This window comes from Salinibacillus aidingensis, assembly GCF_055393355.1.
The window spans coordinates 2,508,842-2,523,408 of sequence record NZ_AP043759.1; the positions used below are offsets into that span (position 1 = coordinate 2,508,842).

Annotated in this window: 16 protein-coding genes and 2 riboswitches; of the genes, 6 read left to right on the top strand and 10 right to left on the bottom strand. The window is 41.2% G+C overall.

What is annotated here, in order from left to right; all coding sequences use genetic code 11:
* Positions 1-12: 12 nt before the first annotated feature.
* The 9 genes from ACZ5OK_RS13380 to ACZ5OK_RS13420 form a co-directional block, all read right to left on the bottom strand.
* A complete protein-coding gene (locus tag ACZ5OK_RS13380) occupies positions 13-678 on the bottom strand; it encodes a methionine ABC transporter permease (protein ID WP_343842566.1) in 666 nt (221 codons plus the stop codon).
* A complete protein-coding gene (locus tag ACZ5OK_RS13385; RefSeq protein WP_343842565.1) occupies positions 671-1,699 on the bottom strand; it encodes a methionine ABC transporter ATP-binding protein in 1,029 nt (342 codons plus the stop codon). Before ACZ5OK_RS13385 ends, ACZ5OK_RS13380 begins: the two co-directional genes overlap by 8 nt.
* A 298-nt stretch (positions 1,700-1,997) precedes the next feature.
* Positions 1,998-2,114, bottom strand: a riboswitch (SAM riboswitch).
* A gap of 71 nt (positions 2,115-2,185) precedes the next feature.
* Positions 2,186-2,311: riboswitch (SAM riboswitch) on the bottom strand.
* A 124-nt stretch (positions 2,312-2,435) separates the two neighbouring features.
* Positions 2,436-2,756: a thioredoxin family protein gene (locus ACZ5OK_RS13390; RefSeq protein ID WP_343842562.1), complete on the bottom strand. Its 321-nt coding sequence runs from the start codon at positions 2,754-2,756 to the stop codon at positions 2,436-2,438.
* Positions 2,743-3,117, bottom strand: coding sequence for a toprim domain-containing protein (locus ACZ5OK_RS13395; RefSeq protein WP_343842559.1), 375 nt, complete (start codon positions 3,115-3,117; stop codon positions 2,743-2,745). The genes ACZ5OK_RS13390 and ACZ5OK_RS13395 overlap by 14 nt, the downstream gene beginning before the upstream one ends.
* Positions 3,118-3,306: 189 nt before the next feature.
* On the bottom strand, positions 3,307-3,693 hold the full coding sequence (gene gcvH / locus ACZ5OK_RS13400; RefSeq protein WP_343842557.1) for a glycine cleavage system protein GcvH: 387 nt from the start codon (positions 3,691-3,693) through the stop codon (positions 3,307-3,309).
* 26 nt (positions 3,694-3,719) lie between these two features.
* Positions 3,720-4,079, bottom strand: coding sequence for an arsenate reductase family protein (locus tag ACZ5OK_RS13405; protein ID WP_343842555.1), 360 nt, complete (start codon positions 4,077-4,079; stop codon positions 3,720-3,722).
* Positions 4,080-4,254: 175 nt separating this feature from the next.
* Positions 4,255-6,039 carry an acyl-CoA dehydrogenase family protein gene (locus ACZ5OK_RS13410; RefSeq protein WP_343842553.1) on the bottom strand — a complete coding sequence of 595 codons (1,785 nt, stop codon included), beginning with the start codon at positions 6,037-6,039 and terminating at the stop codon, positions 4,255-4,257.
* A 15-nt stretch (positions 6,040-6,054) separates the two neighbouring features.
* The gene (locus ACZ5OK_RS13415) at positions 6,055-7,230 is read right to left on the bottom strand and encodes an acetyl-CoA C-acetyltransferase (protein WP_343842551.1); all 1,176 of its coding nucleotides are present in this window, start codon (positions 7,228-7,230) and stop codon (positions 6,055-6,057) included.
* 39 nt (positions 7,231-7,269) lie between these two features.
* Positions 7,270-9,669, bottom strand: coding sequence for a 3-hydroxyacyl-CoA dehydrogenase/enoyl-CoA hydratase family protein (locus ACZ5OK_RS13420; protein WP_343842549.1), 2,400 nt, complete (start codon positions 9,667-9,669; stop codon positions 7,270-7,272).
* A gap of 183 nt (positions 9,670-9,852) precedes the next feature.
* Here ACZ5OK_RS13420 and ACZ5OK_RS13425 point away from each other — a divergent pair, with 183 nt between their 5' ends.
* Together ACZ5OK_RS13425 and ACZ5OK_RS13430 are read left to right on the top strand one after the other, a co-directional pair.
* Positions 9,853-10,122 (top strand): hypothetical protein, encoded by a 270-nt coding sequence (locus ACZ5OK_RS13425; RefSeq protein ID WP_343842547.1) that lies wholly within the window; start codon positions 9,853-9,855, stop codon positions 10,120-10,122.
* A 141-nt stretch (positions 10,123-10,263) separates the two neighbouring features.
* The gene (locus ACZ5OK_RS13430; RefSeq protein WP_343842743.1) at positions 10,264-10,533 is read left to right on the top strand and encodes a spore coat protein; all 270 of its coding nucleotides are present in this window, start codon (positions 10,264-10,266) and stop codon (positions 10,531-10,533) included.
* A gap of 337 nt (positions 10,534-10,870) precedes the next feature.
* Here ACZ5OK_RS13430 and ACZ5OK_RS13435 read toward each other — a convergent pair whose 3' ends face one another.
* Positions 10,871-11,827, bottom strand: coding sequence for a DMT family transporter (locus ACZ5OK_RS13435; protein ID WP_343842545.1), 957 nt, complete (start codon positions 11,825-11,827; stop codon positions 10,871-10,873).
* Between the two features lie 406 nt (positions 11,828-12,233).
* On the opposite strand from ACZ5OK_RS13435, the gene ACZ5OK_RS13440 reads away from it, so the two are divergent.
* The 4 genes from ACZ5OK_RS13440 to ACZ5OK_RS13455 are packed head-to-tail and all read left to right on the top strand — an operon-like array spanning position 12,234 to position 14,566.
* Complete coding sequence (locus tag ACZ5OK_RS13440; protein ID WP_343842543.1) at positions 12,234-12,995, top strand: metal ABC transporter ATP-binding protein; 762 nt, start codon at positions 12,234-12,236, stop codon at positions 12,993-12,995.
* 14 nt (positions 12,996-13,009) lie between these two features.
* Positions 13,010-13,834, top strand: coding sequence for a metal ABC transporter permease (locus ACZ5OK_RS13445; protein ID WP_343842540.1), 825 nt, complete (start codon positions 13,010-13,012; stop codon positions 13,832-13,834).
* Positions 13,835-13,850: 16 nt separating this feature from the next.
* Complete coding sequence (gene crcB, locus ACZ5OK_RS13450; RefSeq protein WP_343842538.1) at positions 13,851-14,228, top strand: fluoride efflux transporter CrcB; 378 nt, start codon at positions 13,851-13,853, stop codon at positions 14,226-14,228.
* Positions 14,225-14,566, top strand: coding sequence for a fluoride efflux transporter FluC (locus ACZ5OK_RS13455; protein WP_343842536.1), 342 nt, complete (start codon positions 14,225-14,227; stop codon positions 14,564-14,566). The genes crcB and ACZ5OK_RS13455 overlap by 4 nt, the downstream gene beginning before the upstream one ends.
* The last annotated feature ends 1 nt before the right edge of the window (position 14,567 follow it).

The window sequence follows — 14,567 nt, forward strand, 5'->3', positions numbered from 1 at the left end:
TTTCTCTCTCCTTTATCGTTTATCAATTTTTTTAGATAAGAAATCCCCTGCAAATTGGAAAATAAACACAATAATTACAATAAGTACAGTACATGCAAACACAACATCAAAGTCCCAGGCCTGAAACCCTTTCCGATAAGCTAAGTCTCCTAAACCACCGGCACCGATTGCTCCTGCCATAGCTGTAAAGCTAATTAAATTAATGGCTGTTACCGTTAAGCCTGAAATTAAAGCGGGCATAGATTCTGGCAAAAGAACCTTAAATACGATGTGTCTCGTTTTTGCTCCCATTGCTCTGGCTGCTTCAATTACCCCCTTATCCACCTCCTTCAGTGCAATTTCCACAAGCCTTGCATAAAATGGTGCAGCCCCAATGATAAGAGCTGGTAAAGCTGCCTTTGGTCCTCTAATTGTTCCCATCAGCCAATCTGTAAAAGGGAATAAGAGGAGGATCAATATAATAAACGGTATCGCACGAAAGACATTCACAATAGTAGCTGTAATAAAATTCAAACTCCTGTTAAGTATGCCCTGGCGATCCGTCAAAAACAGTAATAATCCAAGTAAAATTCCGAGAATCAATGTTCCAAGGACTGATATCCCTGTCATATAAAGTGTTTGATTTGTCGCGACTTTCAAATCTTCCATAACAACGTTCGGAAACAATTCTCTAAGCATTCTCTTCTACCTCCAGTTCTACCGAGGTTTGCTGTATATATTTAATAGCTTCATTCACTACTTCTTCTGGACCATCCATATGGACATACAAAGTACCATAGGCTCCATCTTTAGTCTGCGTAATGTTCCCCTGTAAAATATTGATTTCAACATTAAACCTTTTTACAAGTTTACTGATTATAGCCTGATTTGCTGTTTCACCAACAAAGTGAAGCCGGAGAACCTTGCCAGATTCATAATTCTTCACGAAATAATGAATGGGGCTCTGCTCCACCTGTTCGCCCATCACCTGCTGTACAAAACGGCGAGTCGTTTTCTCTTTCGGATGCATAAAGACCTCCAGAACCTCACCCTGCTCGATGACTTTCCCATTATCCATAACGGCAACCTGCTGACAAATCTTTTTAATGACATGCATTTCGTGTGTGATGACAATAATGGTAAGCCCAAGCTTTTGATTAATGCTCACCAGCAGATCCAAAATATCATCGGTTGTTTGCGGATCCAGCGCAGAAGTTGCTTCGTCACACAAAAGAACTTTCGGATCATTGGCAAGGGCTCTTGCAATTCCCACTCTTTGCTTTTGCCCTCCACTTAACTGTGAAGGGTAGTAATCTTCTCTGCCTGCAAGACCAACAAGCTCAATCAGCTCCTGAACCTTGCTTTTCCGTTGTTCCTTTGGTATCCCGGCAATTTCAAGTGGAAAGGCGATATTGTCAAATACAGTTCTGGACCACAGGAGATTGAAATGCTGAAAAATCATTCCAATTTTTTGTCTTTCATTACGTAATTCTTTATTACTTAAATTCGTCATGTCCTTTTCATTCATGATGATTTTGCCGTCTGTCGGCTCTTCCAAACGGTTAAGCAGACGAATAAATGTACTTTTACCGGCACCACTATAGCCGATAACTCCAAAGATTTCTCCCTGATTTATCGAAAGGTCTATGTTATCAACGGCCGTTACATCATCCCGGTTTTTACTTTTATATATTTTTGAAAGGTTTTTAATGGAAATCACTTTTACTCACCCTCTTCATGATTGCGTTTTGATTAGAACAAAGGCGGAAGCGCCCGTTTAGCGACGTACGGACTGGACTGAGCCGTAGGAGATAAAGGAAACACGACGAACCTTGTAAGTCAATGTTGACTTATCGGACGGAGGTGAAGGAAGTCTCGCTAGTCGCTGGGCGCCGGAGCCGGACGTGGCCTCATTTGTTTTTCTTATCCACAATTTGCCTATTTTATAATTTCCTAAACAATTATTAAAAAGCTTTTCCGTTCACAAGAGAACAGAAAAGCCTGGATTATCTTCTGTTCTCTTATCTGTCAAAGCTATACGCTTTGCAGGAATTGGCACCTTCTCAAACAAAACATTTTTGTCTGATGGTTGCCGGGCTTCATCAGGCCAGTCCCTCCGCCACTCGTGATAAGAGATCTATTCACTTATTCAATTAAAAATCCCTCTTCCATAAGAAGAGGGATAAACACAAACCGATTATCTCTCTTCTTATCTATCAAAGCCAGCGCTCTAACTTTGAAGGATTTGGCACCGTTTCAAATCATAGACAAAGAATGATTTGAAGGTTGCCGGGCTTCACAGGGCCAGTCCCTCCACCTCTCTTGATAAGACGAGATTCATATTTTTATTGAATAATTGATATATTAGCATAGTCTGTTAGAACCAGTCAACAGTTTTCGCTGAATATCTTTTGTTTTTTCACGTATTTATTTCCCGGGAAATCTGACATATGCTGTCATTCTTTGTCAGCTGTATACTTAAGCAGTTTCTCATACATAAATGGGACAGAATGGAATGCATAGGTTTTATCTAAAATCTGTCCTTCCTGTATAATAGCCAGACATGGAACACTTTCAATTTGATAGTTCTGCATAAAACCAGGGAACAGCGAGGCATTCATCGTATGAAAGTCTGGGAGATTTTCTATATTCTCCAGCGTCTCCAGCATTTTCCCCGCCACTTTACACGTCCCGCAAAAAGGTGTGTATAGAAAAATAAATTGCTTATATTGACTTTCCAGAATAATGGGCAAGTCTTTTTCGTTAATTTCCTGCATGATAACCATACCCCTTTAGAAAATCCGTGTGTACTTTAAGATTTGCGGATGCTAAGACAGAGGCTAATTCATGATTCGGGGTTGTTTCTACTTCCCGAAAAGAACGATCTACATATAAATGAATAGCATGGGGGAGCTCTTGTCTAAGTTGATTTCTGAGCTTATGTCCAGGATCATCTGCATCCACTAAAATATAAACTTCCTTGTCATTCAGGAAGTGTTCGTCTACAAGAGCTTCCAACCGATCCATACTTATCGTACCATTTGTGTAAAGAATCTGCAGAGGCTCGTTGATTATTTCTTTCACTTTTTTATAATCGGAACGCCCTTCGACAATGATGACTTTCTCTACCTCGATCATAACAATCACCACAACATTATATGTAATTATTAATCTTATAGATAGGAAAATTATAAGGCATTTACTGGCCGCTTATCCCCCACTTTGTCTTGTTAGGTTACCCTTAAGATTTGAAGTACGGGATTACGGACGGTTAATGCGTAATAAAAAGGCAGCGTGTGCACACTGCCTGTCTCTTTAAGCCACATATTATTCTTCTTCGTTGACCATTTTTTCATACGCTTCTGCTGACATTAATTGGTCTAACTTTGGCTCTCCGTCCGGTTCAATAACGATCATCCATGCTTTTTCGTATGGAGATTCATTAACAAATTCCGGACTATCATCCAAATCCTCATTAATCTCAACCACTTTTCCTCCTACCGGGGCATACAGCTCGGAAACGGTCTTCACAGATTCAACACTTCCGAATGGTTCATCGGCCTCTACTTCATCCCCCACTTCCGGAAGTTCCACAAATACGACGTCTCCTAATTCAGATTGAGCAAATTCCGTGATTCCTATACGAAGTTTATTCCCTTCCACTTTTACCCATTCATGTTCTTCTGAATAGTATAGATCCTTTGGTAAACTCATTCTATTCCCTCCAATTTATTCCTATATTATGAATTCCATGCTTGTTCAAATGAATCTTCTTTAAAACCTACCGTAACCTGGTCACCATCTGTAACAATTGGCCTTTTGATTAGCATTCCATCTGATGCCAGCCAATCAATCATTTCTTCATTCGTTGCCTCTTTTATCTTATCTTTTAAACCGAGTTCACGATACTTTTTTCCACTTGTATTAAAGAATTTCTTAGTAGGAAGACCGCTTTTCTCGACAAGAGATGCAAGCTCCTCTTTTGATGGTGGATTGTCGACGATATGTATGGATTCATAATCAATCTTATGTTCGTCCAGCCACTTAAGGGCCTTTTTACAAGTCCCGCATTTCGGATACTGATATACTTTTAAGGACATCGTTTTACCCCCTCCAGCTCAATTATCAATATTTTAACATATTCCTGCTCCCATTATCACCTTTCATGAATCAAAAGCGAGAGCGCCCGTTGGTCCAAGTCCATTGCCAGAGACCTAACAAAAAACAGACCCTTTACTTTTAGGGTAAAGGGTCCGTTTATCAGTCAAACAAAGCTTATACGGTATACTTCTCTTCATTAATGGCTGTTTCTGCAATTTCACGTTTCTTTGCAATGACATTCGTAGGGTCATGACGGGTAAGCTTTCTTAAGGCAGATAGCATCATGCGCAGCTGATCCCCTGTTTCACTGGCTACTAATGTTTCTTTTGCATGAGCTTCGATACGGTTAAATGCTTCCTGAGTAAAGACCTGTGTATATAGAAGCTTTTGCTTATTTTGTTCTTCACCTGTATTATTGATCGCTTTTTCCGTACGTAAAATGGCTGATTCCATATTATAGATTTCAGCAGCCATATTCGCAATATTGGCAAGTATTTCCTGTTCATTTTCCAACTTCTCGCCATACTTCTGAGCTGCAACACCTGCTGCAAGCAAGCCAATTTTCTTAGCATTCGTTAATAGATATTTTTCCTGTTCAAGTGTCTCATCGCCTACTTGCTCCGGCATCATCATCATAATTTCTTCCTGAAGGGCGGTTGCCTTTTGTAATAGAGGAAGTTCGCCTTTCATCGCTTTCTTTAATAATGTGCCTGGAACAATTAGACGATTAATTTCATTCGTACCTTCAAAAATACGGTTTATACGAGAATCACGATAGGCACGCTCAACTTCATATTCCTGCATAAATCCATAACCACCATGAATCTGTACCGCTTCATCCACCACATAATCAAGTAATTCTGTTGCACTATACTTGGTCATGGAACATTCGATGGCATATTCAGCTATGCTTTTCGCAACTTCCCCACCATCATTTAATTCTTCCTGAGAAAGATTTCCTAAGCGCTGTTCAAACAGACCCACTGTGCGATATACTGCACTTTCATTAGCATAAATTTCGGAAGCCATTGTACCGAACTTTTCCTTAGTTAGTGAAAACCCTGAAATAGGTGTCTTAAATTGTTTACGCTCATTCGCATATTTAACCGCTACTTCAAAGGCACGCTTGGATCCACCTACACCACCTATGGCAAGCTTATAACGACCAACGTTCAGGATGTTAAAGGCAATCACATGTCCGCGTCCAATTTCACCAAGTACATTTTCCACTGGAACTTCTGCATCCTCTAAAATGAGTGTACGGGTAGAGGAAGATTTGATCCCCATCTTTTTTTCCTCTGGTCCAGTAGACACACCAGGGAATTCTCTTTCAACAATAAATGCAGTGAACTTATCCCCATCAATTTTTGCATAGACAACAAAAACATCAGCAAATGCAGAGTTGGTAATCCATTGCTTTTCCCCATTTAAGATATAGTGTGTACCGGCTTCATTTAATTTTGCTGTTGTTTTTGCTCCAAGGGCGTCTGAACCTGAGCCTGGCTCTGTTAGCGCATAGGCGGCCAGTTTTTCACCAGTTGCAAGGTCAGGCAGATATTTTTTCTTTTGCTCATCATTACCAAAGAATACGATAGGAAGAGAACCAATTCCTACGTGTCCGCCGTGGGAAATCGAGAAACCACCTGCACGAGACATTTTTTCCGTAATGAGTGAGGAACTGATTTTATCCAGTCCAAGTCCTCCATACTCCTCGGGTACATCAGCCCCCAGCAGACCAAGTTCACCTGCCTGCTTTAGCAATTTGACAGATACATCAAATTCATGATTTTCAAGCTGATCAATTTTTGGTACAACTTCACCCTCAACAAAATCCTCTGTTGTTTTAGCAATCATATGATGTTCTTCAGAGAAATCCTCTGGAGTAATAATATCCTCACCAGCTAAATCCTCTACTAAAAAGCCTCCACCTTTAATTAACTTATCCTTCGTTTCACTCATGTTATTTCCTCCCCATTATAAAAGTTCAATTACACCAGCAGCTCCCATACCGCCGCCGATACACATCGTAACAACACCAAATTGCTCGTTTCTGCGCTTCATTTCATGGATTAAAGATAAGGTGAGCTTTGTACCGGTGCATCCAAGTGGGTGACCAAGAGCAATCGCTCCACCATTAACATTCACTTTATCCTCATCCAAACCAAGCTCTCTGATTACACGCAGAGATTGAGAAGCAAAGGCCTCATTTAATTCGAACAGGCCTATATCTGATAGACTTAGTCCGGCGATGTCCAGTGCTTTAGGGACTGCTTTTATCGGGCCGACACCCATGATTTCCGGTTCCACACCTGCAACGGCGAAGGAATGGAACTTAGCCAGAGGTTCCAGGCCTTCTGTGTTTGCCTTTTCACGATCCATAACCAGTACACTTGCGGCACCATCACTCATTTGTGATGAGTTTCCAGCCGTTACACTTCCATTAATGGAAAAGGCAGGTCTCAGCTTCCCGAGGACCTCCGGAGTGGTCCCCGGACGTACGCCTTCATCCTGTTTTAACGTGAATGTTTTTTCCTGAACTTTGTTGTCATCTCCCAGTTCACGAACGGTGACATCAACCGGAACCGTTTCTTCATCAAATTTACCTTCCTGAAGAGCCTTTGCTGCTCTTTCATGACTTCTTGCAGCGAAAGCATCCTGATCTTCACGGGAGATATCAAAACGCTTTGCCACTTCCTCCGCTGTGTGTCCCATTGACATATAATAGCCGGGTGCATTTTCTACCAATTCAAGGTTTGGTTTAATGACATGCCCTCCCATTGGGATAAGACTCATTGATTCAGCACCACCCGCAAGAACGGTATCACTGTGACCAAGCATAATCCGTTCTGCTGCATAAGCAATACTTTGAAGTCCTGATGAACAGTAACGATTAATCGTTATTCCAGGTGTATCAATGGATAAACCGGCAAGACCCGCAATATTACGTGCCATGTTCATCCCTTGCTCAGCTTCAGGCATTGCACATCCAATGACTACATCATCTATATTGCCCTCATAGTTATTTGCACGCTTTAATGTTTCCTTTACAGTAAGCGCCGCAAGATCGTCAGGGCGTGTGTTGGCAAGTGAACCCTTTTTTGCTCTTCCAACAGGTGTACGGGCACCTGAAACAATTACAGCTTCCTTCACATTTCTTCCCCCTCTGCTTATTGGAGTTTTTTCAACTAATTAATTGCGAAGCGGCTTTCCTTTTAAAAGCATGTGCTGCATACGCTCTTGAGTCTTTGGCTCTCCTATTAAACTAAGAAACGCTTCCCGCTCTAAATCCAGCAAATAATCCTCATCTACCAGTGTTCCTTGTTTTAATTTGCCACCTGCTAAGACGAATGCCAGTTTTTCAGCAATCTTAAAATCGTAATCAGACGCATATCCGCCGATGTTCAGCTGTTTGGCACCAAGCAACATGGCTGCATATCCTGCTTCCCCAACTACTGGTACTTTATCTCTCTTAGGTGCTTGATAGCCGGCTTTATCCAGTGACAGAACGTTTTGTTTTGCATCATAAATTAAATGATCCGGGTTGTTACTGATAGCATCCTTACTGTTTAAAATCCCATTCTCTCCTGCTTCCTCGGCAGACGTTGACACCTTAGCCATGGCAATCTTTTCAAATACATCATTGGCCACTTTTTGCAGGTCAAAGTCCACACCCTCAGGAAGTCCTTTTAATTCCTTGATATAATACTCCTTGTTACCGCCTCCTCCTGGGATAAGACCTACACCGACTTCAACAAGACCCATGTAGGATTCAGGAGATGCCTGAATGGAGCTAGCCGGCAGACATACCTCTGTACCTCCACCAAGTGTCATTCCAAAAGGAGCGGCTACAACAGGCTTTTCATTGTATTTGATATTCATCATGGCTTGCTGGAATTGCTTAATAATCATTCCTAATTCCATGAAGTTATAGTCCTGTGCTTCCATTAACATCATGCCTAAATTAGCACCGACACAGAAGTTCTTACCCTGGTTACCAATAACCAATCCTCGGTAATTTTGGTTAACTTCTTCAAGGGCTTTGTTGATCATCTGAATCGTATCTAAACCAATGGCATTGCTCTGTGAATGGAATTCCAGCAAGGCTACGTCATCACCAAGATCTATTAAACTGGCACCACTATTTTTCTTAATGACACCTGCCTGATCTTTGTGTAATTTTAGATTTATTTCCTTTTTATTTACTTGTTTTTCTTTGTATTCACCCTGGTCGTAATAATAGACTTTTCCATTTTCGGTTTTGTAGAAAGACTCATAGCCTTTGTTCAGCATGTCTTCTACCCATTGTGGAACAGATTCTCCCTCTTCCTTCATACGTTCAACAGATTTCCTTACACCAATGCTATCCCACATTTCAAATGGACCGAGCTCCCAGCCGAAGCCCCATTTCATCGCATCATCAATGGCAGTGATATCATCGGCAATTTCACCCAGAAGTTCTGCTGAATAGATGAGTGCTGGCTTAGAGATAGACCAGACTAAGTCTCCGGCACGATCTCCCTTTGCCGAAACAAGCGCTTTCAATTTACGTTTAGGTCCTTTTTCCTGTTTAGCTGCCTCTGTAGCAGAGGTTTTAAGTTTTTTACGGTCTTCGTACTCTAACGTTTCCGGATTCAGCTCATAAATAACGCTTCCATCTTTTCCTTTTTTCTTAAGGAAGAATCCCTGGCCTGACTTTGCACCCAGCCAGCCTTTTTCAAGCATTTGATTCATAAAGTCAGGCACTGCAAATACCTGCTTTTCTTCTCCTTCAACCTGGTCATAAACGTTTTTGGCTACGTGGGCAAAGGTATCCAGACCTACAACATCCAATGTACGGAAGGTAGCACTTTTTGGACGTCCAATTAATGGGCCTGTAACAGAGTCAACCTCACCGACACTGAATCCGCCTTTTTGCATTTCCCGAACGGTAACCAATAACCCGTACGTACCGATTCGATTGGCAATAAAGTTTGGTGTGTCCTTCGCTTCTACTACACCTTTACCAAGGACATCTTCTCCAAACTTTTTCATAAAGGATAATACATCCGGGTCAGTTTCCTTATTTGGAATAACTTCTAAAAGCTTTAAGTAGCGTGGCGGATTGAAAAAGTGTGTACCCAGGAAGTGCTTTTTAAAGTCATCGGATCGACCTTCAGCCATCCCTTCAATGGATATTCCTGACGTGTTTGAGCTGACAATCGTTCCTTCTTTCCGATATTGTTCTACCTGCTCAAATACCTTCTTCTTAATATCAAGATTTTCAACAACAACCTCAATAATCCAGTCCACTTCCCGAAGCTTTTCCATGTCATCTTCCATGTTTCCGGTTTCAATAAGATCAAGACTCTTCTTGCTGGTAATCGGCGATGGCTTCTGCTTTTTCAGCTGCTGTTTACTCTGGTTACTCATACGATTTCTAACTTTTGGATCCTCAAGGGTTAATCCCTTTTTCTTTTCGTCGTCAGTCAGTTCTCGAGGTACAATATCAAGCATTAGTACAGGAATCCCTAAATTCGACAAGTGTGCAGCAATTCCGGACCCCATCACTCCTGAGCCTAAAACAGCTGCGCGCTTGATTGATCGCTCCATGCTATTTCCCCCTATCCCTTTCGAATGAATACTCATTCATTTTTGTGCGAAAAAAATTAGATAGTTTCCTATCCAAGTCTTAATTTAACTATAAAATATATTCAGACTTTTCGCAACGGTTTTTTCTCAAAAATATGTGACATGCTAAAAAATAGTGACATTATTAAAAGGAGGCTATTGAAAATGACTCAGGAACAGCAAAATAATCAATATCAGCAAACCAATCCTATGCCAGCACCGCCAAATATGATCAGTACCAAAGATCAGTCCTACTTATCAGATATGCTTTCATGGAATCTGCTTGCAAGTAAAAAAGCACATTTCTTTGCTCAGCAGTGTCAGAATCAGGAAGTGAAAACAGCACTGGAATCCGCTGGTGAAATGCATCAGCGCCATTATGAGAAAATCCTGCAGTATTTAAATCAGAATCCCAGTCCTCAGGTAAATCATTAAAAGTGAATGATAGAAAGGGTGAATGATATGACAAACGAAGATCAATTAAAACAGCAGGCGCAGCGGAACATACAGATACAAAATCTACAACAGAGTCAAACCATTTCCAATCAGGAAACCCAAGTACCAAAAACCCCTCAAATGAACGAACGTGATTTTGTAAATGATATGCTTGCTACAGAAAAATACATGACCGCATCCTATACCACAGCTATGAACGAGGTCAGTAATCAGAGGTTATATCAGGACGTTTCCTTAATTTTTAAAGAAACTCAGGACTGCCAGCGCAACCTGTTCGATCTTATGTTTAAAAATGGCTGGTATAGCCTGGAAGTTGCCGACCAGCAGAAAATGCAACAAAGCTATCAGCAATACGCCGGTTACAAAAACCAATTGCCCTATTTGCAGTGAAGAAAAGCGGAAGGGCCCTGGAGCTGGACACAGAAAAGCGTAGGCGAGCGGGGAAGGGCTGGTATAAAAAAGATATAAGCCGTGATTGCTCCTATCACGGCTCTTTCTTATTGAATTTATACCTGAATCTGCCGGGACACACCTTCTCTCGGCGGATTCATTCTCCTTTTCATCTGAATCTACCGTGACTCTCCTTCTCTCGGCGGATTCACCCGTCATCCACAGCCAATCAAGCGTGAATCCCTAAATTTCACAAACAAAGCCTACCTAACACATAGCTGGATAGGCTTATCAATCATCTTATTAATTTTAAGAATTTCTTCATGCAGCCCTAATCTCACTTAACTCCCACAGCCTCGTTCTGCTGCAGGTGGGCTTTTTCTCTTCCTTTAAAGTTCACGATAATTATTCCCAGTGCAACCATTGCGATAGCCAATAATATGAAAATATTCAACTGTTCTTCCGGTATAAATATGGAAGAAAGTAGCGTACCGGCAACTGGAACGATGAATTTATACATACTGATAATTCCTGCATTGTTGTATTTCAGCAGTGAATACCAAAGGGTAAAGGCTATAGCTGAAAGGAAGGCAGAATAAATTAGTAAACCCCATCCAAAAGTTGTAAATACAATTGCACCCTCCGCTAATTGTGGAACACCAACGAGCAGCATAAGTATAGAGCCTAAGGACAACTGCCAGCCAGTGACAGCAATGGGATGGATACCTGTCGCGAGCTCTTTGGCCATGATTGTCGCAATTGCACTCGTAACACCTGACAGGATCATAAATCCTTCTCCATCCCATTGAAAGCTGAGCTGAAACTCCTGGCCCCAGTTGGCAATCACAATACCCGAAAAGCCGGCAAGCAATCCTACAACCTTCTTCCAGCTTAACCGGTCATTTTTATAATAAAAGTGTGCCAGAAGTACGGTAAAGAAGGTCCCGCTTGAGCTCAAAATAGCCCCCTGCATTCCTGAAACTTTGGCTAATCCATTATAAAAGAAAAAATATTGAAGGGCTGTTTGTACAATCCCTAAAATCAGTAAAATCATGAAGTGTTTACGGGAAACGAGAATGCTGGATGGATTCATAAAAACTAAAAATAATAACACAATAAGTCCGGCTAATAAGAAGCGCATCCCCGCAAACACAATTTTTGCAATGATATCATCTGCCGCCATTTGCATTTCCACATAGCTTATCTTCAGTACCGGAAATGCACTGCCCCACAGGATGGAACAAAACACAGCTATAGCAATAACCGACCATTTATTTTGAAGTATGCCTTTCATGTTGTCATCTCCTAAATCTATTCTTTTCAAATATAGTTATCGTAGGACATAGAAAGGCTTCAGGCAAGTAATATGTTTATGAACAAAAGCGGAAGCCTCTTCTGTCCAGCTACGGCTCCCAGGCCCTAGCCCTCATAAGCAGAATACCCTACATGGCCAAAAAGCGGCCACTCCGGAGATTCTGCTTATGCCGTCGGGCCTAAACAGTCGCCTCCGCTTTTCCCAATAATAAATCGTAACCATTATGATTTACAAATTAAAAATAGTTCGGTAAAATTAAATACGTTTTATAATGAATGATTTGTGACGACAATGATTACGATAGAGTTATGATCAGGATTCAGCTGATTTAAAACATATCATTTATCAGTAGTCGGTATCACCAGATTAAAAGGGAGGATTGGGAATGGATGCTTCTGCTCCTGTTCTATCAGTACAACAACTAGACTATAAGTACGAACAGCAGAATGTGCTTGAAGGTGTTAACTTTACGATTCAGCAAGGATCCTTTGCGGGTCTGGTCGGGCCAAATGGTTCAGGAAAAACGACACTTATTCAACTCATTCTTGGGCTTTTACGATTGCAGAAAGGAACAATTGAGTTATTCGGGACACCGATTCATAAGTTCAAAAATTGGAACAAAGTCAGCTTTGTATCCCAAAAGGCCAATACATTTAATCGTGGCTTCCCGGCTACGGTGTATGAAGTGGTATCCATGGGTCTGACCGGTAAAGTCGGCTATTTTCGTTTTTTAAATAAAGGACATAAAGCACAAATTTACCGTGCACTTGAAAACGTGGGAATGAGGGAGTATGCAGATCGGAACATCGGGGATTTATCCGGTGGTCAGCAGCAGAGAGTATTTATTGCCCGGTCTCTGGTCAGCCAGCCTGAATTGCTTATTCTGGATGAACCAACTGTAGGAGTGGATACAGAAAATGTGGAGCGTTTTTACAAAATGCTCGCCCGATTAAATGAAAAGGAAGGGATTACCCTTTTATTAGTCTCTCATGATATCGGAACCATCACATCCTATGTTTCGGATTTATTATGTTTAAATAAAACGATTCATTATCATGGAAATCCTTCTGAGTTTCATCAAAAATCAGATGATGAGCTGTCACAGTTTTACGGCCATTCCATGCACTCCATTTCTCATAACCATTAACGGGAGGAACAAAAATGATAGAAAGCTTTTTAGAATTTGAGTTTTTACGGAATACCTTCTATACAGGATTGTTAATCGGTCTGATTGCTCCTCTATTGGGTACCTTTATCGTTGTACGGCGTTTATCCCTGATCGCGGATGGGCTTTCCCATGTGACACTGTCCGGTATCGCCTTTGGTCTGTTTTTAGAAAAGAAAATAGCATTCCTAGCGATATCCCCTTATTATACAGGGATTGGTTTTTCTATTATTGGCGCCATTATCATTGAATATCTGCGGAGTGTTTATCAATCGTTTCAGGAAATTGCCATTCCAATTATTTTATCTGTAGGGGTCGGACTCAGTGTTATTTTTATTTCTCTGGCAGACGGATTTAACACAGATTTATATGCGTATCTATTTGGCTCTGTGGCAGCGGTTAGTCAGCAGGATTTATATTTTATTTTAGGGATTTCCTTATTTATCGTCGCTGCCGTCATCATTTTTTACAAAGAGCTGTTTGCTGTATCCTTTGACGAGGAATATGCCCGGGTTTCCGGAATTCATGCCAAATGGATCCACTTTTTATTTATCCTGTTAACCGCTCTTGCTATTTCGGCTTCCATAAGAATTGTTGGGGTATTGCTGGTATCAGCATTAATGACTCTGCCGGTTGCCTCCAGCATTCGAATGGCGAAAAGCTTTAAACAGGCGATTTTTTATAGTATCCTGTTTGGTGAACTTTCCGTTATTACAGGTCTTATCAGCGGATATTATTTTGAAATACCGCCTGGTGGCACTATCGTAGTAGCGTTAGCCCTTATTTTAGGGATTGTTCTATTTTTAAAATCACGAAAATAAGAGTGGTGTAAGACTTTTGTCAAAACTAATTTGGTTAGGGATTGCGATTGGTGGAGGAATTGGTGCTGCTTTGCGTTATGCATTATCAGTCATACTGGATGCTTCAGCCTTTCCTTGGGCCACATTAATGACCAATTACATCGGATGCCTCTTCTTGCCGTTTGTTCTGTTATTACCCCGTATGCACCCTCATTTAAAAAAGATTATAGGAACAGGTATGATTGGGTCCTTCACCACCTTTTCTACCTTCTCCACTGAAAGCATCGAGCTGCTCCAGAGTGGCAGCACATTGCTCTTTGTTTTGTATATTTTCGGAAGTATAATCGGGGGACTCTTTCTTAGCGGTTTGAGTTATACATGGATGGTAAAACGTATAGGAAGTGAACCATCATGATTGGCTATGTCTTTCTTGGAGGATGTTTGGGTGCCTTTTCCAGAGCATGGATAAGTCACTGGCTAAATAAATATGATTATCCATGGGGGACCTGGCTGGTCAATGTGGTCGGCTCGCTTCTGCTGGGGATTATTCTTGGAATCGATATTCAGCAACAATGGGTACATATCCTTGGTATTGGCTTTTGCGGGGCGTTTACCACCTTTTCAACCTTTAGTTTAGAAACCATCAAACTTATTGAACAGCGGGAATGGGCGTCTGCTTTTCTATATTTAACTACGTCAGTTGGTTTAAGTCTTATCATAGTGTTGAGTGTTTTTTATTTCTTCCAAATCTGAA

Coding starts and splice junctions, on each gene's coding strand:
- ACZ5OK_RS13380 (WP_343842566.1), bottom strand. CDS start 678: ATGCTTAGAGAATTGTTTCCGAACGTTGTTATGGAAGATTTGAAAGTC.
- ACZ5OK_RS13390 (WP_343842562.1), bottom strand. CDS start 2,756: ATGCAGGAAATTAACGAAAAAGACTTGCCCATTATTCTGGAAAGTCAA.
- ACZ5OK_RS13395 (WP_343842559.1), bottom strand. CDS start 3,117: ATGATCGAGGTAGAGAAAGTCATCATTGTCGAAGGGCGTTCCGATTAT.
- gcvH (WP_343842557.1), bottom strand. CDS start 3,693: ATGAGTTTACCAAAGGATCTATACTATTCAGAAGAACATGAATGGGTA.
- ACZ5OK_RS13405 (WP_343842555.1), bottom strand. CDS start 4,079: ATGTCCTTAAAAGTATATCAGTATCCGAAATGCGGGACTTGTAAAAAG.
- ACZ5OK_RS13410 (WP_343842553.1), bottom strand. CDS start 6,039: ATGAGTGAAACGAAGGATAAGTTAATTAAAGGTGGAGGCTTTTTAGTA.
- ACZ5OK_RS13420 (WP_343842549.1), bottom strand. CDS start 9,669: ATGGAGCGATCAATCAAGCGCGCAGCTGTTTTAGGCTCAGGAGTGATG.
- ACZ5OK_RS13425 (WP_343842547.1), top strand. CDS start 9,853: ATGACTCAGGAACAGCAAAATAATCAATATCAGCAAACCAATCCTATG.
- ACZ5OK_RS13430 (WP_343842743.1), top strand. CDS start 10,264: ATGAACGAACGTGATTTTGTAAATGATATGCTTGCTACAGAAAAATAC.
- ACZ5OK_RS13435 (WP_343842545.1), bottom strand. CDS start 11,827: ATGAAAGGCATACTTCAAAATAAATGGTCGGTTATTGCTATAGCTGTG.
- ACZ5OK_RS13440 (WP_343842543.1), top strand. CDS start 12,234: ATGGATGCTTCTGCTCCTGTTCTATCAGTACAACAACTAGACTATAAG.
- ACZ5OK_RS13445 (WP_343842540.1), top strand. CDS start 13,010: ATGATAGAAAGCTTTTTAGAATTTGAGTTTTTACGGAATACCTTCTAT.
- ACZ5OK_RS13455 (WP_343842536.1), top strand. CDS start 14,225: ATGATTGGCTATGTCTTTCTTGGAGGATGTTTGGGTGCCTTTTCCAGA.